Raw genomic sequence first — 26881 nt, 5'->3', positions numbered from 1 at the left:
TCCTTCAGCGAGCTCGACCGGCTGGCGCGGGAACCCGACACAATGCCGTGGCCACTCGAGCGTTCGAGCCGCTGCCCGGTCGTTGATCGATGCCTCACTCGCTGCATGACGATTTTCCTTGTCGCTAAAGCGCCTGACTTCTCGGTTGGCTGATGCGCTGCCTCAGTCCGGCTGATGCTCTCGAGCGATGGCGCGATAGGCGATATCGCGACGGTACTCGGCTCCGGGCCAGCGCACCAGCTCGAGACCGGCATAAGCCTGTGCCGTCGCGGCGCCGACCGTATCGCCGAGAGCGGTCACACATAGCACGCGCCCCCCGCTGGTGACGACGCGACCATCGTCGCTCATGCCGGTGCCAGCGTGGAACACCTTGCAGCCGGTGGCGTCTGCCGCGTCAAGGCCGGTAATCTCGTCCCCCTTGCGATAGCTGCCGGGATAACCTTCCGCCGCCAGCACCACACCCACCGCGGCACGGGGATCCCATTCGCACCCGACCTGGTCGAGACGGCGCTCCAGGGCGGCCTGGCACAGCGATACCAGATCGCTTCGCAGTCGCATCAGGATCGGCTGGGTTTCCGGGTCACCGAAGCGGCAGTTGTACTCGATCACCTTGGGGGCGCCGTCGGCGTCGATCATCAGGCCCGCGTAGAGAAAACCGGTGTAAGGGTGTCCTTCGGCGGCCATGCCACGAACCGTGGGCAGGATCACCTCGTCCATGATGCGCTGATGAACGTTCCCGGTGACCACCGGCGCCGGCGAGTAGGCGCCCATGCCGCCGGTGTTGGGCCCGGTATCGCCATCCCCGGCTCGCTTGTGATCCTGACTGGTGGCCATCGGCAGTACGTGCTCGCCGTCGACCATGACGATGAAGCTCGCCTCCTCGCCCTCGAGAAACTCCTCGATCACGACTCGAGCGCCGGCATCGCCGAAAGCGTTGTCCTCGAGCATGTCGCGAATCGCCGCTTCGGCCTCGGCATCGGTCATCGCGACGACGACACCCTTGCCCGCCGCCAGGCCGTCGGCCTTGATCACGATCGGCGCCCCCCTCTGCCGGAGATAGGCCAGCGCCGGCGCGACTTCACTGAAGGTCTGATAATCGGCAGACGGAATCGAATGGCGCGCCAGGAAATCCTTGGTGAACGCCTTGGAACCCTCAAGCTGGGCGGCGCCTTCGCTCGGCCCGAAGATCGCCAGGCCTGCGGCCTGAAACGCATCGACGACGCCGGCGACGAGCGGTGCCTCCGGTCCGACGATGGTCAGGTCGACGGCATTGTCGCGGGCAAAGAGGATCAGCCCTTCGCTATCCATGACATCGATGGCAACGTTGGTCAGTCCGGGCTCCCGTGCCGTGCCGGCATTGCCCGGTGCCACGAAAACCGTCTCGACCTGCGACGATTGTGCCGCTTTCCATGCCAGCGCATGTTCGCGCCCGCCCCCGCCAATGATCAGAACCTTCATCGCTAACCTTCTTCTGCCGAGCCTTGACTGGCTGAGTGAGAGAGTATGTGTGAGAGAGTACGTGCAAGAGAGTACGTGTAAGAGAGTATGTGTGAGAGAGTCAATGGGGACATTATGTCAGAAAGGTCTCGCGCTCGCCGCTGTGATCGGGACTGCCATAATCAGGCACGTCCATGTTTAGTGTCACCCATGTTCAGGTCCATCCATGCTCAGCCCCGTCTATGTTCGAGCGCGTCGCTCAGGCAAAATGGCCGCCCTGCTCGATTCCCCTTTTCCGCTGCGTTGAATTGCCGCCCTCATGAATCTGATTCTGCTGCACCCCGATGAGTGGATAGACGACACCCACGCCGTTCTCCGCGATCCGCGCCGCCTGCGTCATCTTGCTGACGTCCATCGCGCTGTCGTCGGCGACTGCCTGACCGTGGGCGCCCTCGGCGGGCGGATGGGGCGTGGCGAACTGCTCTCGCTGAACGATACCGAAGCGCAATTCCGGGTCACCCTCGACCGCGAGCCGCCGGCACCGCTGCCGGTTCATCTGCTGCTGGCACTGCCGCGACCGCGCATGCTGGCAAGAACGTTGGAGCACGTCTCGGCGCTGGGCGTCAAACGCGTGACGTTGATGCACACCCGGCGCGTCGAGAAGAGCTACTGGCAGTCTCCCGAACTGAAGCCGGAAAAGATGCGCCAGCATCTCCTGCTCGGGCTGGAACAGGCGCGCGATACCCGGCTGCCGGAGATCACGCTGGAAACCCGCTTCAAACCGTTCGTGGAAGATCGATTGCCGGCGCTGCTGGAGGATCAGCGCGGTCTGCTGGCACACCCCGGCCTGGCCCGGGAATGTCCGCGCGCCATCAGCGATCCGACGCTGCTGGCCATCGGCCCGGAGGGCGGTTTCGTCGACTACGAGGTCGACAGGTTTCTCGAGCTGGGTTTCGAGGGCATTCATCTGGGGGAGCGCATTCTGCGCGTAGAGACGGCAGTCACGGCACTGCTCGCCCGACTGTTCTGAGCGAGTCGAGCGGTATCCCAGAGCGGACCGGGCAACGTCAGCCCGGCATCGGAACGCAACGCTGCCAGCGAGCCAGATCCGGCGTGAGCTCGACGTTCAAGAAGCGCTTGAGGGTCATGCTCAGGTTGGCGAGCAGGCGCGTTGTCGCTGAATCCAGCGACGGTTGGGTGCTCGTGCCACCATCGTGCAACCACAGCAGCAGCGTTACCGGCGTGCCGGTCGTGGGAGGACTCGAGGCAGCGGGAGGCGCCAGTGCGCGCTTGACGCGCCGATAGAGATCGGCGACATCGATCTGCGCAGTGTCGACCCACAGCATCCAGGCCAGCGCCGGGCCTCGCAACTGGTCGACCCGCAACGCCTGCCAGCAGCCGCCTCGAGAAGTGGGCAGCACCGTCAGCGCCCGCATCAGCGCATCGTCTCCCGGCTCACCGATTACCCCCAGCTGCAAGGCGTCGGGGTCGGCCCAGGCGCGCAGTCCCGCCGCCTGATCCGTCATGCCGCCAGCGCCCGGTCGGACGATGCGAGGCCCGCCAGCGCATCATGCGCACTCAGGGTGTCCATCAGCGCCTCCAGCAGCGCGCGGGGCCGGCGGCCGCAGCGACGTTGGGCAATGCCGGAAAGACGCGCGCGAACATCCATCGCCCAGTTGGCCTCTTCCGCGCTCAAGCGCAGCGCCAGCGCCGACAGCGTCGAGGCCAGTTGCCAGCGCTGCTCCCGATCCTCGACCAGCCCACGTGCCTGCAACAATTGGTCGGCCTGCCGGGTCAGCCCCGGCAGTGCCTCGGCGATCACCGCCTGCGGCAGCCGCGATGCGATATCGAGCCCCGGGTGACTGCTGCTCAGCCAGAAGCGTCGTGCCAGCCGGCGACCCTCATCGGCATCCCGGATCTCGCCATACCACGCCACCACCGGCAAGCCGTGCGAATCCCGCCGGCGCTGACTGATGCTCGTTTCCAGCCGTGTCAGATGCAGGCTGGCGGCGCGCCCTTGATGACGCAGCGGGCGGGGTTCGAGGGTCTCACCCAACGCCATGGCTTGAGACAGCGCGAGCCACTCGCCATCGTGACGAATCCGGCGAGCGCCGGTCACCGCCGCCAGCCAGCCTCGACCGGCAGCATCGATGCGCTCGAGATCGGCAACGGTCGGAAGCTGCGTCATCAGATGCCAACCCGCGCCGAGCTTCTCGGCCCAGCGGAACTGCTCGCCACTGCCGGCGGGCAGCCGATGCCGCGGCCAGGTCAGCGGCTGAGGCATGCCCTGATGATCCAGCGACACCAGCGGCATGGCCTGATCGGCACCGCTGACGCTCACGGCCTTCGACCAGTAGAGCGCATGGGGCGTGTCGGCGGCGCTGAGCAAGCTCTGCTGGGTGACGCCGGCCATCAGCCGGGAGAATTCGTCACCGCCGGATGCCGTCGGCAGCCGGGTGCGGTGCCAGGCCTGTTCCAACAGCGTCATCCCCAGATTGTGCTGCTTCAGGGTATCGAGCGTGGCGGCCAGCGCGTCGCTCTGGCGCAGAACGCCGCGCGAAATCGCCTGCTGCCGGGCCTGCTGCGGGGGCAGCGTGCGCGCCGCCGCGTCGCTGACGAACGGCGACTCGCCGGCCAGTGCCAATGCCTCGTTCAGCAGCGACGTGGCATCCACCCGTTCGAGGTCCTCCGGTACGCGCTGGCCCCGGGAGACATAGCAGAGCTTGAGCCGGTGGCGAATGACCACGTCCAGCACGTTGCCCAGCCGCGCCGCTTCGTCGAGCTTGGTCAGAATGCAGCCCCACAGTGGCTCCCCCGCCTCCAGTGACGCCTGCTGCCAGGCATCGATGACCTGCGCCAGGGTATCGCCATGGCTGGCGGCATTGAGCACCAATACTCGACGTGCCGGGGCCGGGCCGCTGCCCAGCCGCGAAATTTCACCCACCAGGCGCTGGTCGCGCTGGCTCATGCCGACGGTATCGATCACCGTCAGTTTCTTGCCCGCACTACGCGACAGCAACGCCCGGCGCGGCTGGGTCAGGCGCGTCAGCAGATCGCCCAGATCGCCGTTCTGCTCGAGCGCGTGGACCTCGGTGCCCAGCAGCCGTGCGTAGATCCGCAACTGCTCGGCCGCGCCGATGCGGTAGCTATCCGTCGTCACCAGGGCAACGTCCTTGGGGCCGTGGCGCATCACATAGCGGGAGGCCAACTTGGCCGTCGTGGTGGTCTTGCCGACGCCAGTGGGCCCGACCAGCGCAAAGACGCCGCCATCGGCGAACAGTGCCTCTTCGTCCTCCAGCAGCGACAGACGCGAACTCAACTGACGCACCAGCCAAGCCGTCACGGCGGGGGATTCCGCCGGCTCGTCGCGCAGTTCGTCCGGCGAATCCTGGATGATCTCGTCGGCGAGCGCGGCACTGAAGCCGGCCTGGATCAGACGCTGGCGCAATATCGTCGCCAGCGAGGGCGTGCTGGCCTGCGAGGAAGCGACGCCCTCGCGCAGCATCGCGCGGACATCGTCCAGCAACTGACGGTTTAGTGCCTGCAAGGTTTCCACCGTGGGATCGGTCACCGTTGCCATCGGCGCTTCCGCCGGCGCCACGTCCTCGGCTGGCCCGTCGACGCTGGACAGCGCCTGCTCGTGCTCCTGCTCGGGCATGGCAATGATCTCTACACCGCCCTCGACGGAACGGTTGGAGAGAATCAGCACTTGATCTCCCAGCGCCGATCTCACCTGGCGCATGGCCTCACGGCTGTTACTGGCAACGAAACGTTGGACGCCCATGACTTCCTCGATGGTTCGAGGCGGCCCGGCGATTATTGTCGCTGGCCGCCTCTAGAAGATTCGCGGCCACAGTCTGCCAGCCGCGAGGCTTGCGGCATGGCTTGGAATGACCATCAAATCAACGCCAATTCGAGAGCTGGACGATCACGATGGCGAGCGAGGGGCGGGACTGGATCCAGGCATGGAGACGACCGACGCAGGCGTTCCCGCGCCGGCCGCATGGGGAATTCAGCCGTCGGTCAGACGCTGAATCAACGACTGCGTGGGGTAGCCATCAGGGATGACGCCAATGCTGCGCTGATAGGCTCGCAGGCCAGCTCGAGTATTGGGTCCGACCAGACCATCGGGCGTGCCGACGTCGAAACCCTGGTCGTTGAGGCCTTGCTGCATGCGCCGAATACGATCCCGCGACAGCGCCGGCTCGGAGCGCGGCCATTCGCCCTGAATACCCGGCCGCCCGGCCAGCCGATCCGACAGCGTTGCCACCGCCAGCGCATAGCTGGTCGAAGCGTTGTAGCGCATGATCACGCGGAAGTTATGCCCCACCAGGAAAGCCGGCCCCTTGGCGCCGGCGGGGGCGATGACCGAGGCCTGGTCGAAGCTCGGAAGCGGGCTGCCGTCGAGGCGCGTCACACCTCGAGACTGCCAGGTCTGGGCGGTATGCCGGACCGACAGCTCGGTCTGCGAGTAGTCGAAGTCATCCGGCAGCTTGACTTCGACGCCCCAGGGCTGACCGCGCTGCCAGCCGGAGGCGTCCAGATAGTTGGCAGTGGAGCCCATTACATCGGGAATACTGCCCCAGATGTCGCGCCGACCATCGCCATCCTCGTCGACCGCATAGGCCAGGAAACTGCTGGGAATGAACTGGGTATGACCCATCGCGCCGGCCCAGGAGCCACGCATGCGATCCCGATCGATATCGCCGTTCTGAAGGATCTTGAGTGCTGCCATCAGCTCGCCACGCGCGAACGACTGGCGGCGACCATCGAAACCCAGTGTCGAGAGCGCATCGATGGTCTCGAAATCACCGAAGTTGCTGCCGTAGTTGCTCTCGATCCCCCAGATCGCGACGATCACTTCTCCGGGAACGCCATACTGCTGCGTGACCTGATCGGCGGTGGCGCGATTGGCGGCGAGGCGTTCGCGACCGGTGGAAACCCGCTGCGCCGAGACGGCGCTGTCGAGATAGCTCCAGATCTGGCGAGTGAACTCGGGCTGGGAGCGATCGTACTCGAGAATGCGCGGCTGGTAGCTGGCCCGATCGAACGCCTCGGCCAGGGTTGCCTGATCGATCCCTTCGCTGGCGGCGCGCTGCCGGAACGCGTCGACCCAGGCCTCGAAGCCGGCGGGGTCCTGCCTCACCTCGGGGTTCGGGGCAGTCGCCATCTCATCGGTGCCCTGCCCAGAAGTCGCTTGCACGGTCTTCCGTTCGGACCGCCCCCCGGTCTCGGCCGAGCGCGCCGAGTCGGCGGATGACGGCGTCGAGACATTGGCCGTGCCGGATGCATTCGCGCTCGATGCTGTCTGGGTATCCGCGACGCTTTGACATCCCAAGAGTGCGACAGTAAGACACAGCGATAATGTAATAGGAGCCTTGACCGGCAGTGAACGCTTCACGAGAGCACATCCTTAATGCTGGGGTTGTTCCGAAATGACGCTGGGCGTCAGCAGTGTAGCGCATTCATCCCGCATGGGAATGGCGCTGCCTCGGTTGGCGAACCCTGCTCGCCATCCGGGCAAAAGATCCTGATGCCTGGCGCACCGGACCTATGGCTAGGCGAATGGAGGCGTGCTAAAGTCGGTCGAACGCAGCCGCTCGACTCCGAAAAATAACTAATATTTTCAAAGACTTCATCGTTTCCTCATTATCGTCGAGCGCTTCCTGAAGAGAGGAGAGACACCATGCAGGGCCACATGCCTAGCCAGCTGTCGCTGACATGCGCGACCTGTTGTACCGGTGCCCAGACTCTGCCGTCCAATGCTGGCACGATCACGAATCAGGGACTGACTCCCGCCTGGATGCTGGCACCTCGCGGCGTACGCCGCCCCTATCTGACCGATCCGCCCCAGCGGCTCTGATCTGGCGCCGCGTTCCCTGAACGTCAACGCGGAACCATCGCTCGCCACCGCTACTTGTCCGTAGACGGCTGCTGATGCCATTTCGCGGAGAAGATCATCACCGCACTGATTGTCGGCCTCGGCCACACGACCCAGGCCTCGTGTGGCTGGCAACATCGCTTACACTGAGGCGAGACACGGTCGCGGATCGATCGCGACGGACGCGAGAACGACGCTCGAATCCTTCGACCTGGCGCCAAGCGTCTGGCCGGTGAGCGAGCCTCCCTGATTCAAGAAAAGAGCGACAATTTCATGTCACTGCCGCTGATCGTTCTGCTGCCGCTACTGGGCAGCCTGATACCGTTGCTGTGTAGCAACCGGCAACGCAATCTCAATGCCTTGACCACCGCGTTGCTGCCGGCAATCGCGCTAGGCATCGTCATCGCCCACGCACCAGGGGTGATCTCCGGCGAGGTGTATCACTTCAGCATGAGCTGGGTCCCACAGCTGGGGCTCGATCTCGCGTTCCGGATCGACGGACTCTCGCTGCTGTTCCTGCTGCTGATCCTGGGTATCGGGCTGCTGATCATTCTCTACGCCCGCTACTATCTGTCGCCGGACGACAGCATGCCGCGCTTCTACGCCTACCTGATGCTGTTCATGACCTCCATGATCGGCATCGTCATGGCCGACAATCTGCTGCTGTTGTGGGTGTTCTGGGAGCTCACCAGCCTGTCGTCGTTCCTGCTGATCGGCTACTGGTATCAGCAGAGCGAGGCCCGACGCGGCGCACGCATGGCATTGGCCGTCACCGGCATGGGCGGGCTGGCCATGCTGGCCGGTTTTCTGTTGATCGGGCATATCGTCGGCACCTACGACATGCAGACCGTGCTCGACAGTCGCGATCTGATCCAGGCCGATCCGCGCTACCTGCCGGCGCTGCTGCTGGTGCTGCTGGGGGCCTTCACCAAGTCGGCGCAGTTCCCGTTCCACTTCTGGCTACCACATGCGATGGCGGCACCGACGCCGGTATCGGCGTTCCTGCACTCCGCCACCATGGTGAAGGCCGGGGTCTTCCTGCTCGCCCGCATGCATCCGGCCCTGGCCGGTTCGCAGCTGTGGCTCTACATCGTCACCCTGACCGGGCTGGTGACGATGATCTATGCCGCCTACTTCGCGCTGCTCAAGTACGATCTCAAGGGCGTGCTGGCATTTTCCACTATCAGCCATCTGGGCATGATCACCATGCTGTTCGGACTGGACAGCAAGCTGGCGGTAGTGGCGGGGCTCTTTCATATCGTCAATCACGCCATGTTCAAGGCGACACTGTTCATGTCGTCCGGCATCGTCGATCACGAAACCGGAACCCGGGATATCCGAAAGCTGAGCGGCCTGCGACGCAGCATGCCGATGACGGCGGCGCTGGCCGCCCTCGCCGCCGCCTCGATGGCCGGCGTCCCGCTTCTCAATGGCTTCATCTCGAAGGAAATGATGCTGACCGAGACGCTAGGCACCGGCATCCTGGGCGGTCTCGCCTGGCTGATTCCGGTCCTGGCAACGCTTGGCAGCGTGCTGTCGGTGGCCTACTCGCTGCGTTACGTGCGCAACGTCTTTTTCGGTCCGGAGGCGCAGGAGCTGCCCAAGACGCCACACGAAGCCCCCTTGATGATGCGCCTGCCGATGATTCTGCTGGTCGTGCCATGCATCCTCGTCGGCCTGATGCCGGCATTGATACTGACCGGCCTGCTCGACGCGGCCGCGCAGGCCACGATCCTGTCGCCCAGGCCGGAGCTGCATCTGTCCCTCTGGCACGGCTTCAATCTGCCGCTGCTGATGAGTGCCATTGCCTTGGCCGGCGGTGTCGGTCTCTATGTCTTGCGTCGCAATCTGTTCAGCTTCCAGCGCCAGTTCCCGCAGCGCAACGCGCTGATGATCTTCGAGCACAATACCCGCCGCGTGCTGCACTGGGCTCAGGAAGCGATCGACCGCCTGGAGAACGGCTCGCTGCAGCGCTACATGCTGTGGCTGATCATCGCCGTGCTGTTCCTGACCGGCAGCGGCCTGCTGGATCTCGAGCAGTTGCAGGGCCCTCTGCCACTTCAGCCGCTCGACGGGCTGCTCATCGCGGGTGCCGCCATTACCATCCTGGCCGGCCTGGGAACGGCAGTCCTGCATCGCCGACGCCTGGTCTCGCTGATGATGCTGTCGGTGGTGGGGTTGATGGTCTCGCTGGCTTTCGCGCGTTTCTCGGCCCCCGATCTTGCGCTGACCCAACTGGCGGTCGAGGTCGTGACGGTCATTCTGCTGATGCTGGCGTTGTTCTTCCTGCCACAGCGCACGCCCAAGGAGTCCAGCGGCGGCCGGGTGGTCAGAGACGTGCTGCTCGCGGCCGCTTTCGGCGGTATCGTCGCGAGCCTCAACTACGCCCTGCTGACGCGACCGCTGAACAGCATTTCCGGATTCTTCCTCGAGAACAGCGTCAGCGGCGGCGGCGGCCACAACGTGGTCAATGTCATCCTGGTCGACTTCCGTGGCTTCGATACGCTGGGCGAGATCACCGTGCTCTGCATTGCCGCCATCGGCATCTACAAGCTGCTCAATCGTCTGAGGTTGTTCATGCCCTCGAGCGACAGCGAAGGGCGTCCCTGGTCGAAGGATCTTCATCCGATGCTGCTGGGAACGGTGTCGCAGAGCCTGCTGCCACTGGCGCTGCTGGTCTCGGTCTTCATCTTCCTGCGCGGTCATAACGAACCCGGCGGTGGCTTCATCGCCGGTCTGGTGACGGCGGTTGCCCTGATCCTGCTGTATATCGCCCGCGGGGTGGATTGGACGCAGCAACGGATGTCATACCAGTATCAGCCGATCGCGGTGACAGGCGTCGCCATCGCCGCGATGACCGGACTTGGCAGCTGGGTCTTCGGTCACAACTTCCTGACCTCCGCCTTTGGCCACTTCTCCCTCCCCTGGATCGGCGAGATCGAGCTCGCCACCGCGATGCTGTTCGATCTCGGGGTCTATCTGACCGTCGTCGGCGCCACGCTGATGATCCTGGCCAACCTGGGCAAGCTGACGACACGCCATCGCCCCAGCAAAGAGAATGAAAAGGAGACCGTCTGATGGAAGCGCTCTTTGCCACCGTGACCGGCTTTCTGGCGGCCAGCGGCCTCTATCTGGCGCTACGCGGGCGCACCTTCCCCGTGGTCGTGGGACTGACACTGCTCTCCTATGCGGTCAACCTGTTCCTTTTCTCCACCGGCGGCCTGACCACCAACGGGGCCGCAGTGATGCAGGACGGCGTCACCCACTACGCCGATCCGCTGCCCCAGGCCCTGGTGCTGACGGCTATCGTGATCGGCTTCGCGATGACCGCGTTCTCGGTGATCCTGGCAATGCGCGTGCGTGGTGATCAGGGCAGCGACCAGGTCAACGACCAGCGTGCCGAAGAGTCGAAGGAGGAGAAGTCCTGATGCACCACCTGATCATTCTCCCGATTCTTCTGCCGCTGCTGAGCGGATTGCTGATGCTGGTCAGGCGTGATTCGATCGTGTTGCCCAGACGGGCGATCGCGCTGATCAGTACGGCCGCGTTGCTGATCGTCAGCGCCATGCTGGTAGTCCAGAGCGACAGCGATGGGATCACCTACTATGCGCTGGGCGACTGGCAACCGCCTTTCGGTATCATTCTGGTACTCGATCGACTCTCCGCGCTGATGGTCTGCCTGACCAGTTTTCTGGCCCTGGGCGCCGTCACCTATGCCTGCGCCGGCGATGATCGCAAAGGCAGCAATTTCCACGGCCTGTTCCAGCTTCAGTTGATGGGAATCAACGGCGCCTTTCTGACCGGCGACATTTTCAACCTGTTCGTGTTCTTCGAAGTGCTGCTGATCGCTTCCTACTCGCTGCTGATGCACGGCGGCGGCAAGGATCGTACCCAGGCGGGCTTCCACTACGTGGCGCTGAACCTGGCCGGGTCGGCGATGTTCTTGATCGCCCTCGGCGTGCTCTACGGCACCACCGGCACGCTCAACATGGCCGACATGTCGCAGAAAGTGGCCGCGCTCGATCCCGACCGGCTCGGTCTGGTCAAGGCCGGCGCGTTTCTGCTGCTGGTGGTGTTCGGGCTCAAGGCCGCGATCCTGCCGCTCTACTTCTGGCTGCCACGCGCCTACAGTAGCGCGCCGGCACCGGTGGCGGCGCTATTCGCGATCATGACCAAGGTGGGCATCTACGCCATTCTCCGGATCTACACGCTGATCTTCGGAAACGGCGCCGGCGAACTCGCCAACTTCGTTCAGCCGTGGCTCTGGTGGTTCGCGCTGGCCACGCTGGCACTCGGCGGTCTGGGCGTCCTTTCGGCGCGCGATCTGCGTAACCAGGTGGCCTATCTGATCCTGATCTCGGTGGGGACGCTGCTGGTCGGCGTCAGCATGAATCGTGAAGCCCCCATCGCCGCCCTGCTCTACTACATGATCCACACCACGCTGGTCAGCGGTGGTCTGTTCCTGCTGGCCGACGCGATCGGAGAACAGCGCGGCAAGGCCGGCGCGCGCATCGTGCCCGGTCGCGGCGTCACCCAGCCGGCGCTGCTGGGACTGTTCTACTTCGTCGGCGCGGTCACGGTCATCGGTCTGCCGCCACTGTCGGGCGCCATCGGCAAGGCACTGCTGCTCGACTCGGCACGCCCCGACGAGCAGCCCTGGCTGTGGTCGCTGCTGCTGCTCTCGAGCTTCGCCGGCCTCATCGCGATGGCGCGCAGCGGTTCGACCGTGTTCTGGAAGGCGGGACGCGGCGATAGCGACGGCCCCAGACTGAAACCGGCGATGCTGGCCGGACTGATCCTGTTGATCGGAGCATCACCGGTGCTGTCGATCCTGGCCGGCCCGATCACTCGATTCACCGATGCCAGTGCCACGCAGTTGCTCGATCAAAGCGCCTACGTCGAGGCGATCCTGTCCCGCAATGTTGCCGGAGGTGACTCATGATTCCTCCCACTCGCTGGCTGCCGATGCCAGTGCTTTCACTGCTGTTGCTGGTGGTCTGGCTGATGCTGCAGCAAAGCGTTGCGTTGGGGCAATGGATTCTCGGCGGCTTGCTGGCGATCCTGATTCCGATGATCTGTCGCCCTTTCTGGGAGCGCCAGCCGACCATCAAGCGGCCGTTGAAGCTGGTTGGCTACGTCTTCCGCGTGCTGGGCGATATCGTGACCGCCAACCTTCAGGTCTCGAAGCTGATCCTCGACCCCCGCGGCCGGATGCGTCCGGCCTTCGTCGAATACCCGCTGACGCTGAAGGGGAACTTTCCGATCACCATCCTGGCCAGCACCATTACCATGACGCCTGGTACGGTTTCGGCGCATCTACGTCTGGATGGCAGGACGCTGCTGATTCACGCCCTGGACGTGGGCGACATCAACGCCCTGATCGATGACATTCACCAGCGCTACGAGCGCCCTCTGCTGGAGATCTTCGAATCATGATCGATATGGCTCTGTGGATCGCGCTGGCGCTGTTCTGCGCTGCCATCTTGCTCAACTTCTATCGTGCCGTGGTCGGGCCCAGTCTGCCGGATCGCATTCTGGCGGTGGACACCATGTACATGAACTCGATCGCGCTGATCGTGCTGTTCGGGATCTGGGTCAACAACAAGGACTACTTCGAGGCGGCGCTACTGATCGCGATGCTGGGCTTCGTCAGCACCATCGCCATCTGCAAGTATCTGCTTCGCGGCGACATCATCGAATAGGAGGCGTGACGATGCTAGAGACGATTATCGAAGGCGTGATCGCCTTCATGCTCATCGCCGGAGGGGCATTTGCCTTTATCGGCTCGCTGGGCCTGACGCATCTGAAGGACTTCTACATGCGTCTTCACGGCCCCTCGAAAACGACCACGCTCGGCGTCGGCTGCACGCTGATCGGCTCGCTGATCTATTTCAGCCGCGAAGATGGCCCGATCATCCAGGAGCTGCTGATCACCATCTTCGCCTTCATCACCGCGCCCGTGTCGGCCCACATGCTGGCCAAGAGCGCCCTGCACCACAAGCTGAAGCCGGATCCCCGCACGCGCGGCAATCCGGTGGAACTGGAAAGCGAAAAACCCAAGCATGCCGTCGAGGAAGCTCCGCAGGGCGACTCCCCACTGCCTTGACGAGCCAAGCGCCACCCGCCGCCGGCTTCACCAGCCGGCGGTGTGCTGTTCGACCAGATTGGCCAGCATCGTGACGTGCTCAGGGCGGTCGTTGAGCGCGGGAATATAGCGGTAGCGTCCGCCCCCGGCTTGCTGGAAGTATTCACGGTTCTCGGCATCGATCTCTTCCAGCGTCTCCAGGCAGTCCGCCGCAAAAGCCGGGCTGATGACGTCGACACACTCCGTCTTGTCCGCGCCCCACCCCTTCAGCGTCTCGTCGGTATAGGGTTTGAGCCACTCTTCACGGCCAAACCGCGACTGATAGCTCTGAAACCACTCGCCCTCGCCCAGCCCCAGCTCTTCGGCCAGCAACTGGCTGGTCTTCTGGCAGTGTCTGGCGTAAGGATCACCGTTATCGACGTAGCGCTTGGGGATACCGTGATAGGACATCAGCAGCCGACCGCGGTCGCCCTGGGTCTCCCAGTGCTGGCGAACGCTGGCTGCCAGTGCCGCAATGTAGTCGGGGTGGTCATGATAATCGCGTACGAAGCGCAGCTCCGGCAGGTGCGGGCAGGGCTCGAGCGCCTTGGCCAGCCGCTGAAACACGGCCCCCGTGGTCGTGCGTGAAAACTGTGGATAAAGCGGCACCACCAGGATCCGCTCGACACCCGACTCACGCAGCTTGAGTCCGGCCTCTTCCATGCTGGGCTTGCCGTAGGTCATCGCCAATTCCACCGGCACCGGTTCGCCATGCTGAGTTGCCAGACGTTCACGCAGCGCTCGTTGCTGGCGCCGCCCGATCGCCAGCAACGGAGAGCCCTCCTCTTGCCACACCGAGGCGTAGGCCTTGGCGACCTTCGGCGGACGGATACGCAGAATGACGCCGTGCAGAATCGGCCACCACAGCCAGCGCGGTGCGTCGATGACCCGGGGATCGCCAAGAAATTCACCGAGATACTGCCTCACGGCCTTGGGCGTGGGCGCCTCGGGCGTTCCCAGATTGACCAGCAGCACTCCATAACGGGCCGCCATAACACCACTCCTTTACCTGCCATCTTTTGACGAAATTCTACCATCGCCGCTTGCACTTACCCGATCATCTTATACGATCAACATCATGTGTATAAGTTATGGATAACTTCATGTCGCGTCCGCTAATCCTGATTCTGGGTGATCAGTTGAGCGAGGAGCTGGAACTCCTCGCCACCGCCCCGCCCAATGCCGTGGTCGCTCTCTGCGAGGTAAAGGCAGAGGGAGACTATGTCCCCCACCACCCCCAGAAGATCGTGCTGATATTGTCGGCGATGCGCCACTTCGCCGATACCCTGCGCGACAAAGGGTATCAGGTCCACTACAGCGCGCTCGACGACGATGACAATCGTCAGGACCTGCTACAGGAAGCCGAGCGGCTTGCCGATGCCTACCGCTGCGACGAGATCCGGGTGACGCATCCCGGCGAATGGCGGTTGCTCGAACGCATCCAGGATCGCGGCACACGTTGGCGGCTCTACGAGGATTCGCGTTTCTACTGCTCGGTTGCCGAGTTCGGCAAGTGGCTCGACGGGCGCAAGCGCTTCCGGATGGAGGACTTCTACCGTCAGATGCGCAAACGGACCGGACTGCTGATGGAGAAGAACGAACCCGCCGGCGGTCAGTGGAATTTCGATCATGACAACCGACAGCCGGTCGAAAGAGGGCTGGAATTCCCTCCGCCCCCCCGTCACCGGCCGGACAACATCACCCACGAGGTGATGGCGCTGGTAGAGGCGCATTTCGGCGAACACTTCGGCACGCTGACCCATTTCAACTGGGCAGTGACCCGGCGTCAGGCACTGAGCGATCTACGTCATTTCATCGCTCACGCGCTGCCCGATTTCGGCACCTATCAGGATGCGATCAGCGACGAGCAACCCTGGCTGTTTCATTCGCGTCTCTCCGCCGCGATGAATATCGGGCTGCTTTCTCCCCGTGAAGTCTGCGAAGCAGCTGCAACGGCATGGCATCAAGGTACCGCGCCAATCAACGCCGTCGAAGGATTCGTGCGCCAGATTCTGGGCTGGCGCGAATACGTCCGCGGTATCTACTGGCAGCGCATGCCGGATTACAAACGTCAAAACCACCTCGAGGCGCTGCGGGGACTACCCGATTTCTACTGGACCGCGACGACCGATCTGCGCTGCGTGCGGCGGGCACTGGAGATGACCCGTGACAACGCCTACGCCCATCACATCCAACGGCTGATGATTACCGGCAACTTCGCGTTGCTCTGCGGCGTATCCCCGGCCGCACTTTGCGACTGGTACCTGGCGGTCTACGTCGATGCCTTCGAATGGGTCGAGCTGCCCAATACGCTGGGCATGACCCTCTACGCCGACGGTGGCTATCTCGGTTCCAAACCCTACTGTGCGTCGGGAAAATATATCGATCGCATGTCGGATCACTGCCGTCAGTGCCGCTATGCCGTCAAGCAGGTCACCGGCGAAAACGCCTGCCCCTTCAACAGCCTGTATTGGCATTTTCTGCAGCGTCACCGCGAACGCCTGGGCGGCAACCATCGCATGAAGCTCATCTACGGCAGCTGGGATCGAATGCGGCAGGACAAACGCCAGGCCATTCTCGACCAGGCCGATCGATTCCTGCGTTCGGTTCACTTCGAGGCCCCTTACGGCAAGGGCGATCACGCCGAGGGTTATGAACGTCGCTGAGGCAAGGAATCAGTGGCTACCGGCATGCGGCATCGGGGAGGAAGGCGCTGACTATCAGCAAACGGGTGCTGACAGCTGCCCCCACGAGAGAATCAACGCAAGAGGAAGCACCGGCAAGAACAGAGACAAGGGCGGGAGACAAACTTCCCTCCATGACGGGGCAAGTCACTAGTCGACTCGCCGGAGGGAAACGATGTGGGTGAATGGAAGATCGCGCCGAGAAACCTGTCGAGATCAGAACACCAGAGGCATTCGCGACAGCAGCGGATCGTGATAGTGCGGTTCATGCCCGACGATCTCGTCATTGGCCACCTGCTGAACCAGATAGGCACGATGGATACCTGCACGCTTCAACTCGCCGTAGACATCGTCGAGCGCGCGAAACAGCATCGGCTTGCCGCGTCGAGTCAACACCTGCGTGGATCCGTCTTCCGGTTCCAGCATGACTTGATAGTAGCGACTGCCGGCATGGGCGATGACACGAATTTCAAAGCTTTCGTGATGTCGCTGATAGTGTTCGAGTTCCTTGAGTTCCATGGTTCCCTCCCGTGGGTCGTGTATGGAATCGTGTTCTGGATCGGGAGACGTTCCTTGCCATCCCGTCGCGACACCCTGACAGTCCGTTGTGACAGAGCTGTGACTAAGACGCCAAGGCACGCCGATCGTTCACTCCCCGACCGGTGCCGAACGGCAGTCTAGCCTCACCACGACCCGGCCGTTGCCGGCGCGCTTGGCTGCCGGCTTGAAGTGACTCCAGAGATCGCCGAAGCTCTCGACCCTGGCCTCGGCACCGACGCGAAGCGCGATGATCGACAGGCGGACCAGCGGGAAGAAACGCCATTGATCGTAACGATCCTTGGCATGAAAGCCACCTTCCGCTCTGGCGTCGGCGGGAACCAGCGCATGACTCTCGACGATGAAGCGTTGTTGTATACCGGCCAGCCGACGGTGGAGATTCTTCCCGTCATCCAGCAGCAGTATGAAATCGTCGCCGCCGAGATGGCCCAGAAAGTCCTCCCGCCCCAGTTCGCTGCTCACCAGATTCGCCAGCGCAAGGATCATTCGATCCCCCAGGGCGTAACCGAACCGGTCATTGAAGGGCTTGAAATTGTCGAGATCCAGATAGCAGGCGACGAAGCCCCGCGCCTGACGCTGATAGTGTTCCAGTGCCACCCTGATGGGGCGGTTGCCGGGCAACTGGGTCAATGGATTGGCCTGTCGCGCCAGTTGAACCTGCTGTTCGGTGAACAGTTGCAGCAGGTTGATGACGTGTCCCATGCCCAGATAGCGGCCACCGTCGGTGATGATGAAATCCTCGTCCCGGGACGCCTCCTCGCGCCCCGTCACCTTGCGCGAGACCCGCTCCAGCGGCTCGTGGGCCTCCACACAGAGCGCCTGGGTCCGCATCACCTTGGTGATGGGCTGACGACCGTGAAGATCGAACCCGAAGCGTTTGCCGAGCAGCGCCATGAGCTGCTGACGCCCCAGGATACCGATCGGCCGGCTCCTGCCATCGACGACCGCCAGCGCGTTGGCATGCGGCAGACGGCTGAAGCGCTCGGACGCCTCCGCCACGCAGAGGTCGGCATCCAGCGCAGGCAGAGGCACGCTGAGGCGCTGGATCTCTGTCGCGGCGGTGGCCGGTCGACGGTTGGCGGCCAGCGAAGCGAGCCGGGCCTCGAGCGCCTCGCGTATCCGTTGGGGAGCGGCATCGGGGCGCGCGAACAACCACCCCTGGCAATAATCCGCGCCCAGCTCGAGAAGCGTATCCAGCTCCCCCTCCCGCTCCACCCCCTCCGCGATGACACGACTGTCCATGCTGTGTGCGATATCGATGATGGAGCGGACGAACCGGAGCTTGACGCGATCCTCGTCAAGACGACTGACGAAGTGGCGATCCAGCTTGACGTAGTCCGGATTGAGCTGGGACCAAAGTCGCAGGCCGGCGTACCCGTCTCCCAGATCGTCCAGCGCGATGGAGAACCCCATCGCCTGATAGTTGCGGGCAGCCTCGGCCATCAGGTCGGGGTCGATCCCCGGCGACTGTTCGGTGATCTCGATGACGAGGCGGGCCGGCGAGAGACCGTGCTGCTGCAGCAGCGCCAGCGCCCTGTCGCCGAGATCCTCTGGGTCGATCAGAATTTCCGGACTGACGTTGAGGAACAGAAGCTCGCCAAGGCCGGTGTCCACCCAGCTTTCGATCGCCCGTTCTCGACACCCGCACTCCAGCGCGGCAAGCAGGCCGCATTCGCGGGCCGCCCGAAACATCGGGATCGGATTCGCGTAGGGCGAATCCCGCGGGCCGCGAGACAAGGCCTCGTAAGCCAGAATGTGGCCGGTCGCGACGGAAACGATCGGTTGAAAATGCACGCTCAGATCGCGACGGGCGACGATCTCCTTGAGGAAGGAGTTGTCGATGGGAGCGAGAGGTGGGTTCATGAATGCCATGAAACAGCAATATCATGACACAACAATGACACATAAAATTACATTGTCGTCGGAATGGCAGCGCCTAGTGTGGCGTCTCGCAAGTAACGCGAAGAAATATCGGATGCATGGCGTTGCCAGGCAAGGCGCGAGGAGGCGTCATAGTGGGGTCTATGGCAACGACGAGCAACGCCGCATGGCGGCGCCAGGGACCGATATTATTGGATGGTATTTGTGAGACACCACACTAGGCCTTGTCTGAAAAGTCGACGAGCGAAGGCAAGACGCGGGGCGCGTAGCCAAGGCAAAAATCGGCGAAGACGGACCGGGCTGGCGTACCAGTTTACGGGGTGTCAATGAACACCTTGACCGGGCTGACGCACCAGCCGATTGTTAACGCCGCATGGGCAAGCGCAGTACTTTTCAGACATGGCCTAGCGATAATCGGAAGGATCGATCGCCTTGCCCAGAGAGTTTCGATCGATCCACTTGCCCGCCTTGGCTTCCTTGTAGCGAAACACCACGCGATCGCCGACGGCGACCGGCAACTCGGCATCTTCCGTCTGGTAACTGTAGAGCTCGCCATCGACCGTCAGCCAGTGACGGTAGAGATCGGGCATGCCCAGCCACTCCTTGAAGGGGCCTTCCCGCTCGAGCTTCTCCAGCTGGCCTCGTACCTCGATCTTGGGGACCCGTTGACGACGCCCCCGCTGAAAACCGCCTGCCATGATTCGACTCCTTGATATCTTTCCAAAACACCGGCAACGCCGGCTTCTTCACTGTCGGTCGGCTTACTCGTAGTGCTGACCGTAGCTGTCCGGCGCCAGATCCTCGAATCGCGTGTACTTGCCGATGAAGGCCATGTGCACGGTGCCGATCGGTCCATTACGCTGCTTGCCGATGATCAACTCCGCCAGCCCCTTGTTGTCAGGATTGTCGGAATTGTAGACCTCGTCACGATAGACGAAGGCGATGACGTCGGCATCCTGCTCGATGGCCCCCGACTCACGCAGATCCGACATCACTGGCCGCTTGTTGGGACGCTGCTCCAGTGATCGGTTGAGCTGAGACAGCGACACCACCGGACAGTTGAACTCCTTTGCCAGCCCCTTGAGCGAGCGGGAAATCTCGGAGATCTCCGCGGTACGATTCTCGGAAAGCCCGGGTACCTGCATCAACTGGAGATAATCGATCATCACCAGACCGACGTTGCCGTGCTCGCGGGCGATCCGGCGCACGCGGGAGCGCAGCTCGTTGGGCGATAGCGCCGGCGTATCATCGATGAACAGCTGACGATCCTTGAGCAGATTGACCGCCGACGTCAGCCGCGGCCAATCCTCGTCCTCGAGCTGACCGGTTCGCACACGGGTCTGATCGATGCGCCCCAGAGACGACAGCATGCGCAGCATCAGCGATTCAGCGGGCATCTCCATCGAGAAGACGACCACCGGCTTGTCGCTGGAGACTACCGCGTGCTCGACCAGGTTCATGGCGAAGGTGGTCTTGCCCATCGACGGGCGCCCGGCGATGATCACCAGATCCGAGGGCTGCAGACCCGACGTCATGTCGTCGAGGTCGCGGAAACCGGTCGAGATACCGGTCATCTGGCCCTTCATGTTGAACAGCTCGTCGATCCGGTCGACGGCTTTGGTCAGCAACTGACTCATGCCGATCGGGCCGCCGAACTTGGGCCGGGACTCGCTGATCTGGAAGACCAGCCGCTCGGCCTCGTTGACCAGCTCGTCCGGCAGCCTGCCGTCCGGCGAATAGGCGCTGTCGGCGATCTGGCGCGAGGCCTGGATCAATTTGCGTAGCGTCGCCCGCTCACGAACGATATCGGCATAGGCGCGGATGTTGCTGGCAGAAGGCGTGTTACGCGCCAGTTCCGCCAGGTAGGCAAGCCCGCCCACGCTCTCGAGCTGATCGCGACGCTCGAGCGCTTCCGACAGGGTCACGACATCGAGCGGGTGGGTGCTCTCGGCCAGTTCCGCCATCGCATTGAACGCCAGCCGATGCTCGTGACGGTAGAAATCGTCCGCTACCAGACGCTCCGACACCGTGTCCCAGCTGCTGTTGTCGAGCATCAGCCCGCCCAGCACCGACTGCTCTGCCTCGAGCGAATGCGGCGGCACCTTCAGCTGCGCGGTTTCCCGATCATTGTCGACGCGTTGATTCATGCTTGGCGTTCACCTGTATCGTGCGTGGAACCTGCGGAAATGATCTGGCGCTCATTCTACCCAGTGGCTCGTGGCCATCGCCACGCCTACCGGTCATGAAAAAGGCACGCAGGGCGTGAGCCCTGCGTGCCTTGAGCCAGACGTCACATCACGATAACGGTCGAAACTTACTCGGCCACTACCACGACACGGACGCTGGAGGTGACTTCGGCATGCAGCTGCAGCGCGATGTCATATTCGCCCGTCTGGCGAAGCGGGCCTTCCGGCATGCGCACTTCGCTCTTGGCGACTTCGATGCCGGCCTGAGCCATGGCTTCGGCCAGATCGCGCGGACCGATGGAGCCGAACAGCTTGCCTTCTTCACCGGCCTTGGCGACCAGAGACAGCTCGATTTCGGCGAGCTGGGCAGCGCGCGTCTCAGCCTGGGACTTGCGTTCGGCAGCCTGGGCTTCGAGCTCCGCACGCTGCGTCTCGAACGCTTCGACGTTGTCTTTGGTTGCCGGTACGGCCAGGCCGTAAGGAACCAGATAATTACGACCGTAGCCGGGCTTGACGGTGACCTTGTCACCCAGGTCGCCCAGCTTACCGATGTTATCGAGCAGAATGACTTCCATTCTCGTGAACCTCTCGTCAATCACTGCGTGTCAGACGACCGCGAAAATCCGCGAAGGTATCTACCAACGCCAACAGCAGTACAATCAGAATCGTGGGCCAGGTGGTCAACAGCAAGGCATAGAAGCCTACCAGCCAGAACCCGCTCATTCCCTTCAAACCGATAAACCCGTGTACCAGCGCCACACCGGCGACCAGCAGCGGTACCCAAGCCAGCAGACTGGCAGCGGGAACGGCCAATACCACTCCCAGGACCATCAACCCGACCAGCAGCAGAAGCTGCTTCCCGGACAGTTTCAGCGCGTGGAACTCTTCGCGAAAACCGCCAGGGTTGTAGAGCCCGGCCTGCCAACTGCGAGCCAGCGCCAGACAGGCGATGCCGGCGAGCAGTACCACCAGGCCGGTCGCACCGCCAATTACCATCGCTGCCATCATCTCGGTATCGACGCCCTGCGCCGATAGCTGATCCAGCATGCGGGCCACTTCCGACGAACTCTGGCGTAACTCCGCCAATAGCGATGCAGTACCGCCCGCCGGGAGGAAAATACCCAGTTGCACCATCGCCATGCAGACGACACTGCCGACGATCAGCGCTTCCGCCCACCGCATACGGGACCGCAGCACCGTGGCCATCAACGTGACCAGCAGGATACTGGCCAGCGGTACCGCATCGCCCTGCATCCACCACCAACCGGCGGGGATGGCTGCGGCGATCAATACCGGGGCCGACGTCGTCATGCCACGGCGCAGCGTGACCAGCCCCGCCACGGCGGCGCTGAACCAGAAAAGCCACGGCACCAGCGCTGTCAGTGCAGCCGCCGCAACGGCTTGCGGCATGCCGCGCATGATCCATCGGGCCAGTACCAGCATGATGTCTCGCTGTGGTTTGGTTTACCGGATCAACGGGTACCGGAACCGGGGTTTACTGGTGGCTGTCGGAGTACGGCAGCAGCGCCAGGTAGCGCGCCCGCTTGATAGCGGTTGACAGCTGACGCTGGTAGCGCGCCTGAGTACCCGTAATGCGGCTCGGAACGATCTTGCCGGTTTCGGTGACGTAGGCTTTCAGCGTATCGATGTCTTTGTAGTCGATGTACTTCACGCCCTCGGCGGTGAAGCGACAGAACTTACGGCGACGGAAAAAACGTGCCATGCGAGTCTCTCCTTAGCGAAATCGAATCAATGGGTTTCTTCAGCGGCTTCGGAACGCTCGGGGCGTTCTGAACGCTCACGATCACCACGCTCGGAGGGCTTGTCGTCACGGCGACGGCTCTTTTCTTCGGTCGGCTTCATCATCGGCGAGGCTTCAGTCACGGCCTCTTTGCTGCGCACGATCATGCTGCGGATGATGGCGTCGTTGAAACGGAAGATGTTCTCGATCTCGTCGAGAGTCTCGCCGCTGCATTCGACGTTCATCAGCACGTAGTGTGCCTTGTGGATCTTGTTGATCGGGTAGGCCAGATGGCGGCGCCCCCAATCTTCGAGACGATGCACGGTGCCGCCGTTTTCGGTGACGAGGCCGGTGTAGCGCTCGACCATGGCCGGAACCTGCTCGCTCTGGTCCGGATGGACCATGAACACGATTTCGTAATGACGCATGTTAGCTCCTTTCGGTTTGGCAGCTTCTGCACGGTGCCGATCATCGATAGATGGCCACCATGAGAAGCAAGGAGTCGATACCGGATTGCGATGAGTGATCGCAGTGATATCCGAATATTCAGACCAATTAGCGCTCTTCCCTTGTCGCTCCGACAGACCCGCCCGTGAAAGACCGGACGAACCCCTCGCATCAGAGAAATTCGGGGATAGAGTCGCGTTCCATGAGCATAGCCTGCCCACAGAACCGCGCAATTGTAGAGACAGGAACCAGTCGGTGCAAGCTTAACCGCTGGCCGCGAGCCCGCGCTGACGAACGGCCTCGAACAGACAGATCCCCGTGGCGACCGAGACGTTGAGGCTGGAAACGCCGCCCTGCATCGGTAACTTGACCAGTCCGTCACAGGCCTCGCGGGTCAAACGGCGCATGCCCTTGCCTTCCGCCCCCATCACCAGCGCACAGGGGGCGGTGAAATCGGCGTCGTAGAGCAGGCTGTCGGCCTCGCCGGCAGTGCCGGTGATCCAAACCCCCTGCTGCTTGAGCTTGTCCATGCAACGCGCCAGATTGGTGACCTGAAACACCGGCACCAGCTCGGCCGCCCCGCAGGCCACCTTGCGAACGGTGGCGTTCAGCGGCGCGGACTTGTCCTTGGGAACGATGACGCCGTTGACACCGGCGGCATCGGCACTGCGCAGGCAAGCTCCAAGATTGTGCGGATCCGTCACGCCATCGAGAATCAGCAGCAGCGGCGGCTCGCCCTTTAGCCACTGCTCGAGCCGCCACCAAAGAGTGGTTTCACTTTCCGCCACCAGCGGCTCGCAAAATCCGATCACCCCCTGATGGGAGGCCTGATTGGACACCCCATCCAGGGTTTCTCGCGCCACCCGTTTCAGATCACATCCGGCGGCGTGGGCGAGCTGCAACAGTGCCTCCAGGCGCTGCTCGGCATGACCTTGCTGGATCCACAGCACCTTCGGCGGCTGACCCCGTTCGAACAGCGCGCGAACGGCGTGCACCCCGTAGACCGATTCGAGCCCATCGGGCGTGCGGGGGCGATCCTGGGACTTGGCAGGTTGACGCCGGCTGGTTGAACGACTCATGGCATTACCCACCGTGCGCCGCGGCTCGAAAGATCAACGGCGCGCTCATCCTTTTCCCCGACGCTGACGTGGGCCGCGGGTACGACGCTTGGGCGCGCCACCCTCGTTGTTGGCCGCGTCAGGCGCCGACTCGTCAGCGCTCGTGTCTTTTCCCGCCGCGGCGCCCTGGCGCTCGCGCTTGCCGGGACGACTCTTGCTCGACGACGACTTCCTGGCCGATGCGCCGTCACCGGAGGCTTTCCCCGCACCGGGCTTCTGACCACGCGGCGTGCGGTGATGCCGCGGCGTCGAATCGGCAAGGTCGAAATCGATCTTGCGATCATCGAGATCGACGCGCGCCACACGAACCGTGACTCCGTCGCCCAGGCGATAGGCAACACCACTGCGCTCACCCTTGAGGCGATGCTTGTCGGCTTCGAAATGGTAGTAGTCGGACGGCAGCGACGTCACGTGCACCAGTCCTTCCACATAGACATCGTCGAGACGCACGAAAATGCCGAACTGCGTGACGGAAGCGATCGTGCCTTCGTAGACTTCGCCGACCTTGTCGGAAAGGAACTCGCACTTGAGCCAGTCGGTGACATCCCGCGTCGCGTCGTCGGCGCGACGTTCGGTCATCGAGCAGTGCTCGCCCAGCTCGATCATCTGTTCGAAGGTGTAAGGGCACCAGGTGGTGGGTTTTTCCACCGGGGCGCCTTCGGCACGCTGCACGGTCTGGGTCTGACGCGGGCCGCGAATGACCGAGCGAATCGCGCGATGCACCAGCAGATCGGGGTAGCGGCGAATCGGCGAGGTGAAGTGCGCATAGGCCTGATAGGCGAGGCCGAAGTGCCCATCGTTCTGCGGCGAGTAGACCGCCTGACTCATCGAACGCAGCATCACCGTCTGGATGATATCGAAGTCCGGCCGGTTCTGGATCACCTCGCGCAACGCCTGATAATCCTTGGGCGTCGGCTCGTCGCCCCCGCCCAGCGTCAGGCCCAGCTCGCCCAGGAATACCCGGAGATTCTCCAGACGCTCCGGCGCCGGCGCCTGGTGGACTCGATAGAGCGCGGGCAGGTCGTGCTTGTCGAGGAATCGTGCCGTCGCGACGTTGGCCGCCAGCATGCACTCCTCGATCACCTTGTGGGCGTCGTTGCGGCTACGCGGGACGATCTTCTCGATCTTGCGCTCGTCATTGAAGACGATCTCTGTTTCGGTGGTCTCGAAGTCGATGGCACCACGCACTTCGCGCGCCTTGCGCAGCACCTGATAGAGGCCGTGGAGATTCTCGAGCGAGGGCACCAGCTCACGATAGCGCTCTCTCAGCGCGATGCCTTCTTCACTGTCCGCCTCCTGCAGCATGGTACCGACCTGATTGTAGGTCAGCCGCGCATGGGACTGGATCACCGCTTCGTAGAACTTGTAGCGGCTGATGGTACCGGTCTGCGAAATGTTCATCTCGCAGACCATGGTCAGGCGATCGACGTGCGGATTGAGCGAGCACAGCCCGTTGGAAAGCAGCTCCGGCAGCATCGGCACGACCTGACCGGGGAAGTAGACCGAATTGCCGCGAATATAGGCTTCGTTGTCCAGCGCGCTGCCACCGCGGACGTAATGAGAGACATCGGCGATTGCCACCACCAGCTTCCAACTGCCGGATTTGGTCTTCCAGGCACAGACAGCGTCATCGAAATCCTTGGCATCCTCGCCGTCGATGGTGACCAGCGGCATCTCGCGGAGGTCGATACGGGCCGTCTTGTCCTCCTCCTTGACCTCGGCAGACATGCCGGCGATCTGGTCATCCACTTCCGGCGGAAAGTCGGCAGGTATGTCGTGGGAGCGAATCGCAATGTCGATCTCGAGACCGGGATCCATCCGCTCGCCCAGGATCTCCACCACTTCACCGACCGGCTGCTTGCGCGTTTCCGGCTGCTGGGTGATGCGAACGGAAACGATCTGCCCGTCTTTCGCCCCGCCGCTGACACTGTGGGGGATGATCACCTCCTGGCTGATCCGAGAATTCTCGGGGATCAGAACCGCAAACTCGGAGGTGTTCTGACGAAATACGCCGACCAGCGTCTGGGTGTTGCGCGCCAGCACTTCGGCAATGGTGCCCTCGGCGCGGTTGCGGCGATCCCGCCCACTGATACGCGCCAGCACCACGTCGCCATTGAATACCCGGCGCATCTGACGTGGCGGCAGTACCAGATCGGGCTTGACGCCGTCATGACGGATCAGGAAGCCCATGCCATCACGATGGCCTTGAACCCGCCCCTTGATCAGATCGAGCTTGTCGATGAGCGCGTAGGCGCCCTTGCGATCCTTGAGGATCTGCCCGTCGCGTTCCATCGCCGCCAGCCGGCGACGCACGGCCTCCAGCTGGTTCTCGTCCTCGAGCCCCAGCATGGCGCTCATGTTTTCGTGGGTAATCGGCTTGCCGTACTCCTCCAGTCGTGCCAACAGATACTCACGACTGGGTACGGGATTGTCATATTTCTGGGTTTCACGAGCCGCGTGCGGATCGTCATTCAACGTCCAATGAGTCATGCAACCATCGTCCTTGCGTTGAGCCAGTTGGGCCTGAGTGATAAAGAAAATGCACGCGGCGGGCGGCTTGAGCCGTTCAGTTTTTTGGGATTCATGCGACAAGTATAGCGGCCACGCCTGTTCGACCCAACCATGCACTGACCTACAGGCCCAATTGCCACCTCGACACCCTGCTTGACGACGCCTGAGAAGCTGCTCGGAACGCGGCTTTCACACCGGCCATGAGACGCTTGCATTCGGTCGCAGAGTCGGTATCATGCATCGCGCCTTGGCCCAGATGGCGGAATTGGTAGACGCGCTAGCTTCAGGTGCTAGTGTCCTTACGGACGTGGAG

Annotated in this window: 24 protein-coding genes; 9 read left to right on the top strand and 15 right to left on the bottom strand. The window is 63.0% G+C overall.

Annotation, left to right across the window (positions count from 1 at the left end):
* Window positions 1-162 precede the first annotated feature (162 nt).
* Window positions 163-1458: a phosphoribosylamine--glycine ligase gene (gene purD / locus BTW07_RS14075; protein ID WP_075570813.1), complete on the bottom strand. Its 1296-nt coding sequence runs from the start codon at window positions 1456-1458 to the stop codon at window positions 163-165.
* Between the two features lie 298 nt (window positions 1459-1756).
* On the opposite strand from purD, the gene BTW07_RS14070 reads away from it, so the two are divergent.
* On the top strand, window positions 1757-2467 hold the full coding sequence (locus BTW07_RS14070) for a 16S rRNA (uracil(1498)-N(3))-methyltransferase (protein WP_075570812.1): 711 nt from the start codon (window positions 1757-1759) through the stop codon (window positions 2465-2467).
* 37 nt (window positions 2468-2504) lie between these two features.
* Here the strand turns inward: BTW07_RS14070 and BTW07_RS14065 are convergent, their stop codons facing one another.
* From BTW07_RS14065 to BTW07_RS14055, 3 genes are all read right to left on the bottom strand, one after another.
* Window positions 2505-2963 carry a hypothetical protein gene (locus BTW07_RS14065; protein ID WP_075570811.1) on the bottom strand — a complete coding sequence of 153 codons (459 nt, stop codon included), beginning with the start codon at window positions 2961-2963 and terminating at the stop codon, window positions 2505-2507.
* Window positions 2960-5221, bottom strand: coding sequence for a flagellar biosynthesis GTPase FlhF (gene flhF, locus BTW07_RS14060; protein WP_075570810.1), 2262 nt, complete (start codon window positions 5219-5221; stop codon window positions 2960-2962). The genes BTW07_RS14065 and flhF overlap by 4 nt, the downstream gene beginning before the upstream one ends.
* Window positions 5222-5449: 228 nt before the next feature.
* A complete protein-coding gene (locus BTW07_RS14055; protein WP_425272039.1) occupies window positions 5450-6640 on the bottom strand; it encodes a lytic murein transglycosylase in 1191 nt (396 codons plus the stop codon).
* A gap of 483 nt (window positions 6641-7123) precedes the next feature.
* Between BTW07_RS14055 and BTW07_RS19870 the strand changes: the two genes are divergently transcribed.
* From BTW07_RS19870 to BTW07_RS14025, 7 genes are all read left to right on the top strand, one after another.
* Window positions 7124-7300 (top strand): hypothetical protein, encoded by a 177-nt coding sequence (locus BTW07_RS19870; RefSeq protein ID WP_157958639.1) that lies wholly within the window; start codon window positions 7124-7126, stop codon window positions 7298-7300.
* Window positions 7301-7591: 291 nt separating this feature from the next.
* Window positions 7592-10396: a monovalent cation/H+ antiporter subunit A gene (locus tag BTW07_RS14050; protein WP_075570809.1), complete on the top strand. Its 2805-nt coding sequence runs from the start codon at window positions 7592-7594 to the stop codon at window positions 10394-10396.
* Window positions 10396-10746, top strand: coding sequence for a Na+/H+ antiporter subunit C (locus BTW07_RS14045; RefSeq protein ID WP_075570808.1), 351 nt, complete (start codon window positions 10396-10398; stop codon window positions 10744-10746). Before BTW07_RS14050 ends, BTW07_RS14045 begins: the two co-directional genes overlap by 1 nt.
* The gene (locus BTW07_RS14040; protein WP_075570807.1) at window positions 10743-12260 is read left to right on the top strand and encodes a monovalent cation/H+ antiporter subunit D; all 1518 of its coding nucleotides are present in this window, start codon (window positions 10743-10745) and stop codon (window positions 12258-12260) included. The genes BTW07_RS14045 and BTW07_RS14040 overlap by 4 nt, the downstream gene beginning before the upstream one ends.
* Entirely contained in the window at window positions 12257-12754 is a 498-nt protein-coding gene (locus BTW07_RS14035; RefSeq protein ID WP_075570806.1) for a Na+/H+ antiporter subunit E, read from the top strand. The genes BTW07_RS14040 and BTW07_RS14035 overlap by 4 nt, the downstream gene beginning before the upstream one ends.
* Window positions 12751-13020, top strand: a complete 270-nt coding sequence (locus tag BTW07_RS14030) for a K+/H+ antiporter subunit F (protein ID WP_075570805.1) — start codon at window positions 12751-12753, stop codon at window positions 13018-13020. Before BTW07_RS14035 ends, BTW07_RS14030 begins: the two co-directional genes overlap by 4 nt.
* A gap of 11 nt (window positions 13021-13031) precedes the next feature.
* Window positions 13032-13424, top strand: a complete 393-nt coding sequence (locus BTW07_RS14025) for a Na+/H+ antiporter subunit G (protein WP_075570804.1) — start codon at window positions 13032-13034, stop codon at window positions 13422-13424.
* A 27-nt stretch (window positions 13425-13451) separates the two neighbouring features.
* On the opposite strand, the gene hemH is transcribed toward BTW07_RS14025, so the two are convergent.
* Window positions 13452-14435 (bottom strand): ferrochelatase, encoded by a 984-nt coding sequence (gene hemH / locus BTW07_RS14020; RefSeq protein WP_075570803.1) that lies wholly within the window; start codon window positions 14433-14435, stop codon window positions 13452-13454.
* A 110-nt stretch (window positions 14436-14545) separates the two neighbouring features.
* Between hemH and BTW07_RS14015 the strand changes: the two genes are divergently transcribed.
* A complete protein-coding gene (locus BTW07_RS14015; RefSeq protein ID WP_075570802.1) occupies window positions 14546-16108 on the top strand; it encodes a cryptochrome/photolyase family protein in 1563 nt (520 codons plus the stop codon).
* Window positions 16109-16342: 234 nt separating this feature from the next.
* On the opposite strand, the gene BTW07_RS14010 is transcribed toward BTW07_RS14015, so the two are convergent.
* The 10 genes from BTW07_RS14010 to rnr form a co-directional block, all read right to left on the bottom strand.
* Window positions 16343-16645, bottom strand: coding sequence for a DUF6482 family protein (locus tag BTW07_RS14010; protein WP_075570801.1), 303 nt, complete (start codon window positions 16643-16645; stop codon window positions 16343-16345).
* A gap of 129 nt (window positions 16646-16774) precedes the next feature.
* Window positions 16775-18556, bottom strand: a complete 1782-nt coding sequence (locus BTW07_RS14005) for a bifunctional diguanylate cyclase/phosphodiesterase (protein ID WP_110643286.1) — start codon at window positions 18554-18556, stop codon at window positions 16775-16777.
* A gap of 413 nt (window positions 18557-18969) precedes the next feature.
* Entirely contained in the window at window positions 18970-19263 is a 294-nt protein-coding gene (locus tag BTW07_RS14000; protein ID WP_075570800.1) for a hypothetical protein, read from the bottom strand.
* Between the two features lie 63 nt (window positions 19264-19326).
* Complete coding sequence (gene dnaB / locus BTW07_RS13995) at window positions 19327-20712, bottom strand: replicative DNA helicase (RefSeq protein WP_075570799.1); 1386 nt, start codon at window positions 20710-20712, stop codon at window positions 19327-19329.
* A gap of 167 nt (window positions 20713-20879) precedes the next feature.
* A complete protein-coding gene (gene rplI, locus BTW07_RS13990) occupies window positions 20880-21326 on the bottom strand; it encodes a 50S ribosomal protein L9 (RefSeq protein WP_075570798.1) in 447 nt (148 codons plus the stop codon).
* Window positions 21327-21342: 16 nt separating this feature from the next.
* On the bottom strand, window positions 21343-22194 hold the full coding sequence (locus tag BTW07_RS13985) for a hypothetical protein (RefSeq protein WP_075570797.1): 852 nt from the start codon (window positions 22192-22194) through the stop codon (window positions 21343-21345).
* A gap of 52 nt (window positions 22195-22246) precedes the next feature.
* The gene (rpsR, locus tag BTW07_RS13980; protein WP_035472385.1) at window positions 22247-22474 is read right to left on the bottom strand and encodes a 30S ribosomal protein S18; all 228 of its coding nucleotides are present in this window, start codon (window positions 22472-22474) and stop codon (window positions 22247-22249) included.
* 26 nt (window positions 22475-22500) lie between these two features.
* Window positions 22501-22920 carry a 30S ribosomal protein S6 gene (gene rpsF / locus BTW07_RS13975; protein ID WP_075570796.1) on the bottom strand — a complete coding sequence of 140 codons (420 nt, stop codon included), beginning with the start codon at window positions 22918-22920 and terminating at the stop codon, window positions 22501-22503.
* Between the two features lie 282 nt (window positions 22921-23202).
* Window positions 23203-24018, bottom strand: a complete 816-nt coding sequence (rlmB, locus tag BTW07_RS13970; protein WP_075570795.1) for a 23S rRNA (guanosine(2251)-2'-O)-methyltransferase RlmB — start codon at window positions 24016-24018, stop codon at window positions 23203-23205.
* 45 nt (window positions 24019-24063) lie between these two features.
* Complete coding sequence (gene rnr / locus BTW07_RS13965) at window positions 24064-26547, bottom strand: ribonuclease R (RefSeq protein ID WP_075570794.1); 2484 nt, start codon at window positions 26545-26547, stop codon at window positions 24064-24066.
* Window positions 26548-26881 lie beyond the last annotated feature (334 nt).

Source organism: Salinicola socius (assembly GCF_001937195.1).
In the GTDB taxonomy this organism is placed as follows: Bacteria; Pseudomonadota; Gammaproteobacteria; order Pseudomonadales; family Halomonadaceae; genus Salinicola; species Salinicola socius.
This window is presented reverse-complemented; position numbering and strand designations above follow the sequence as displayed.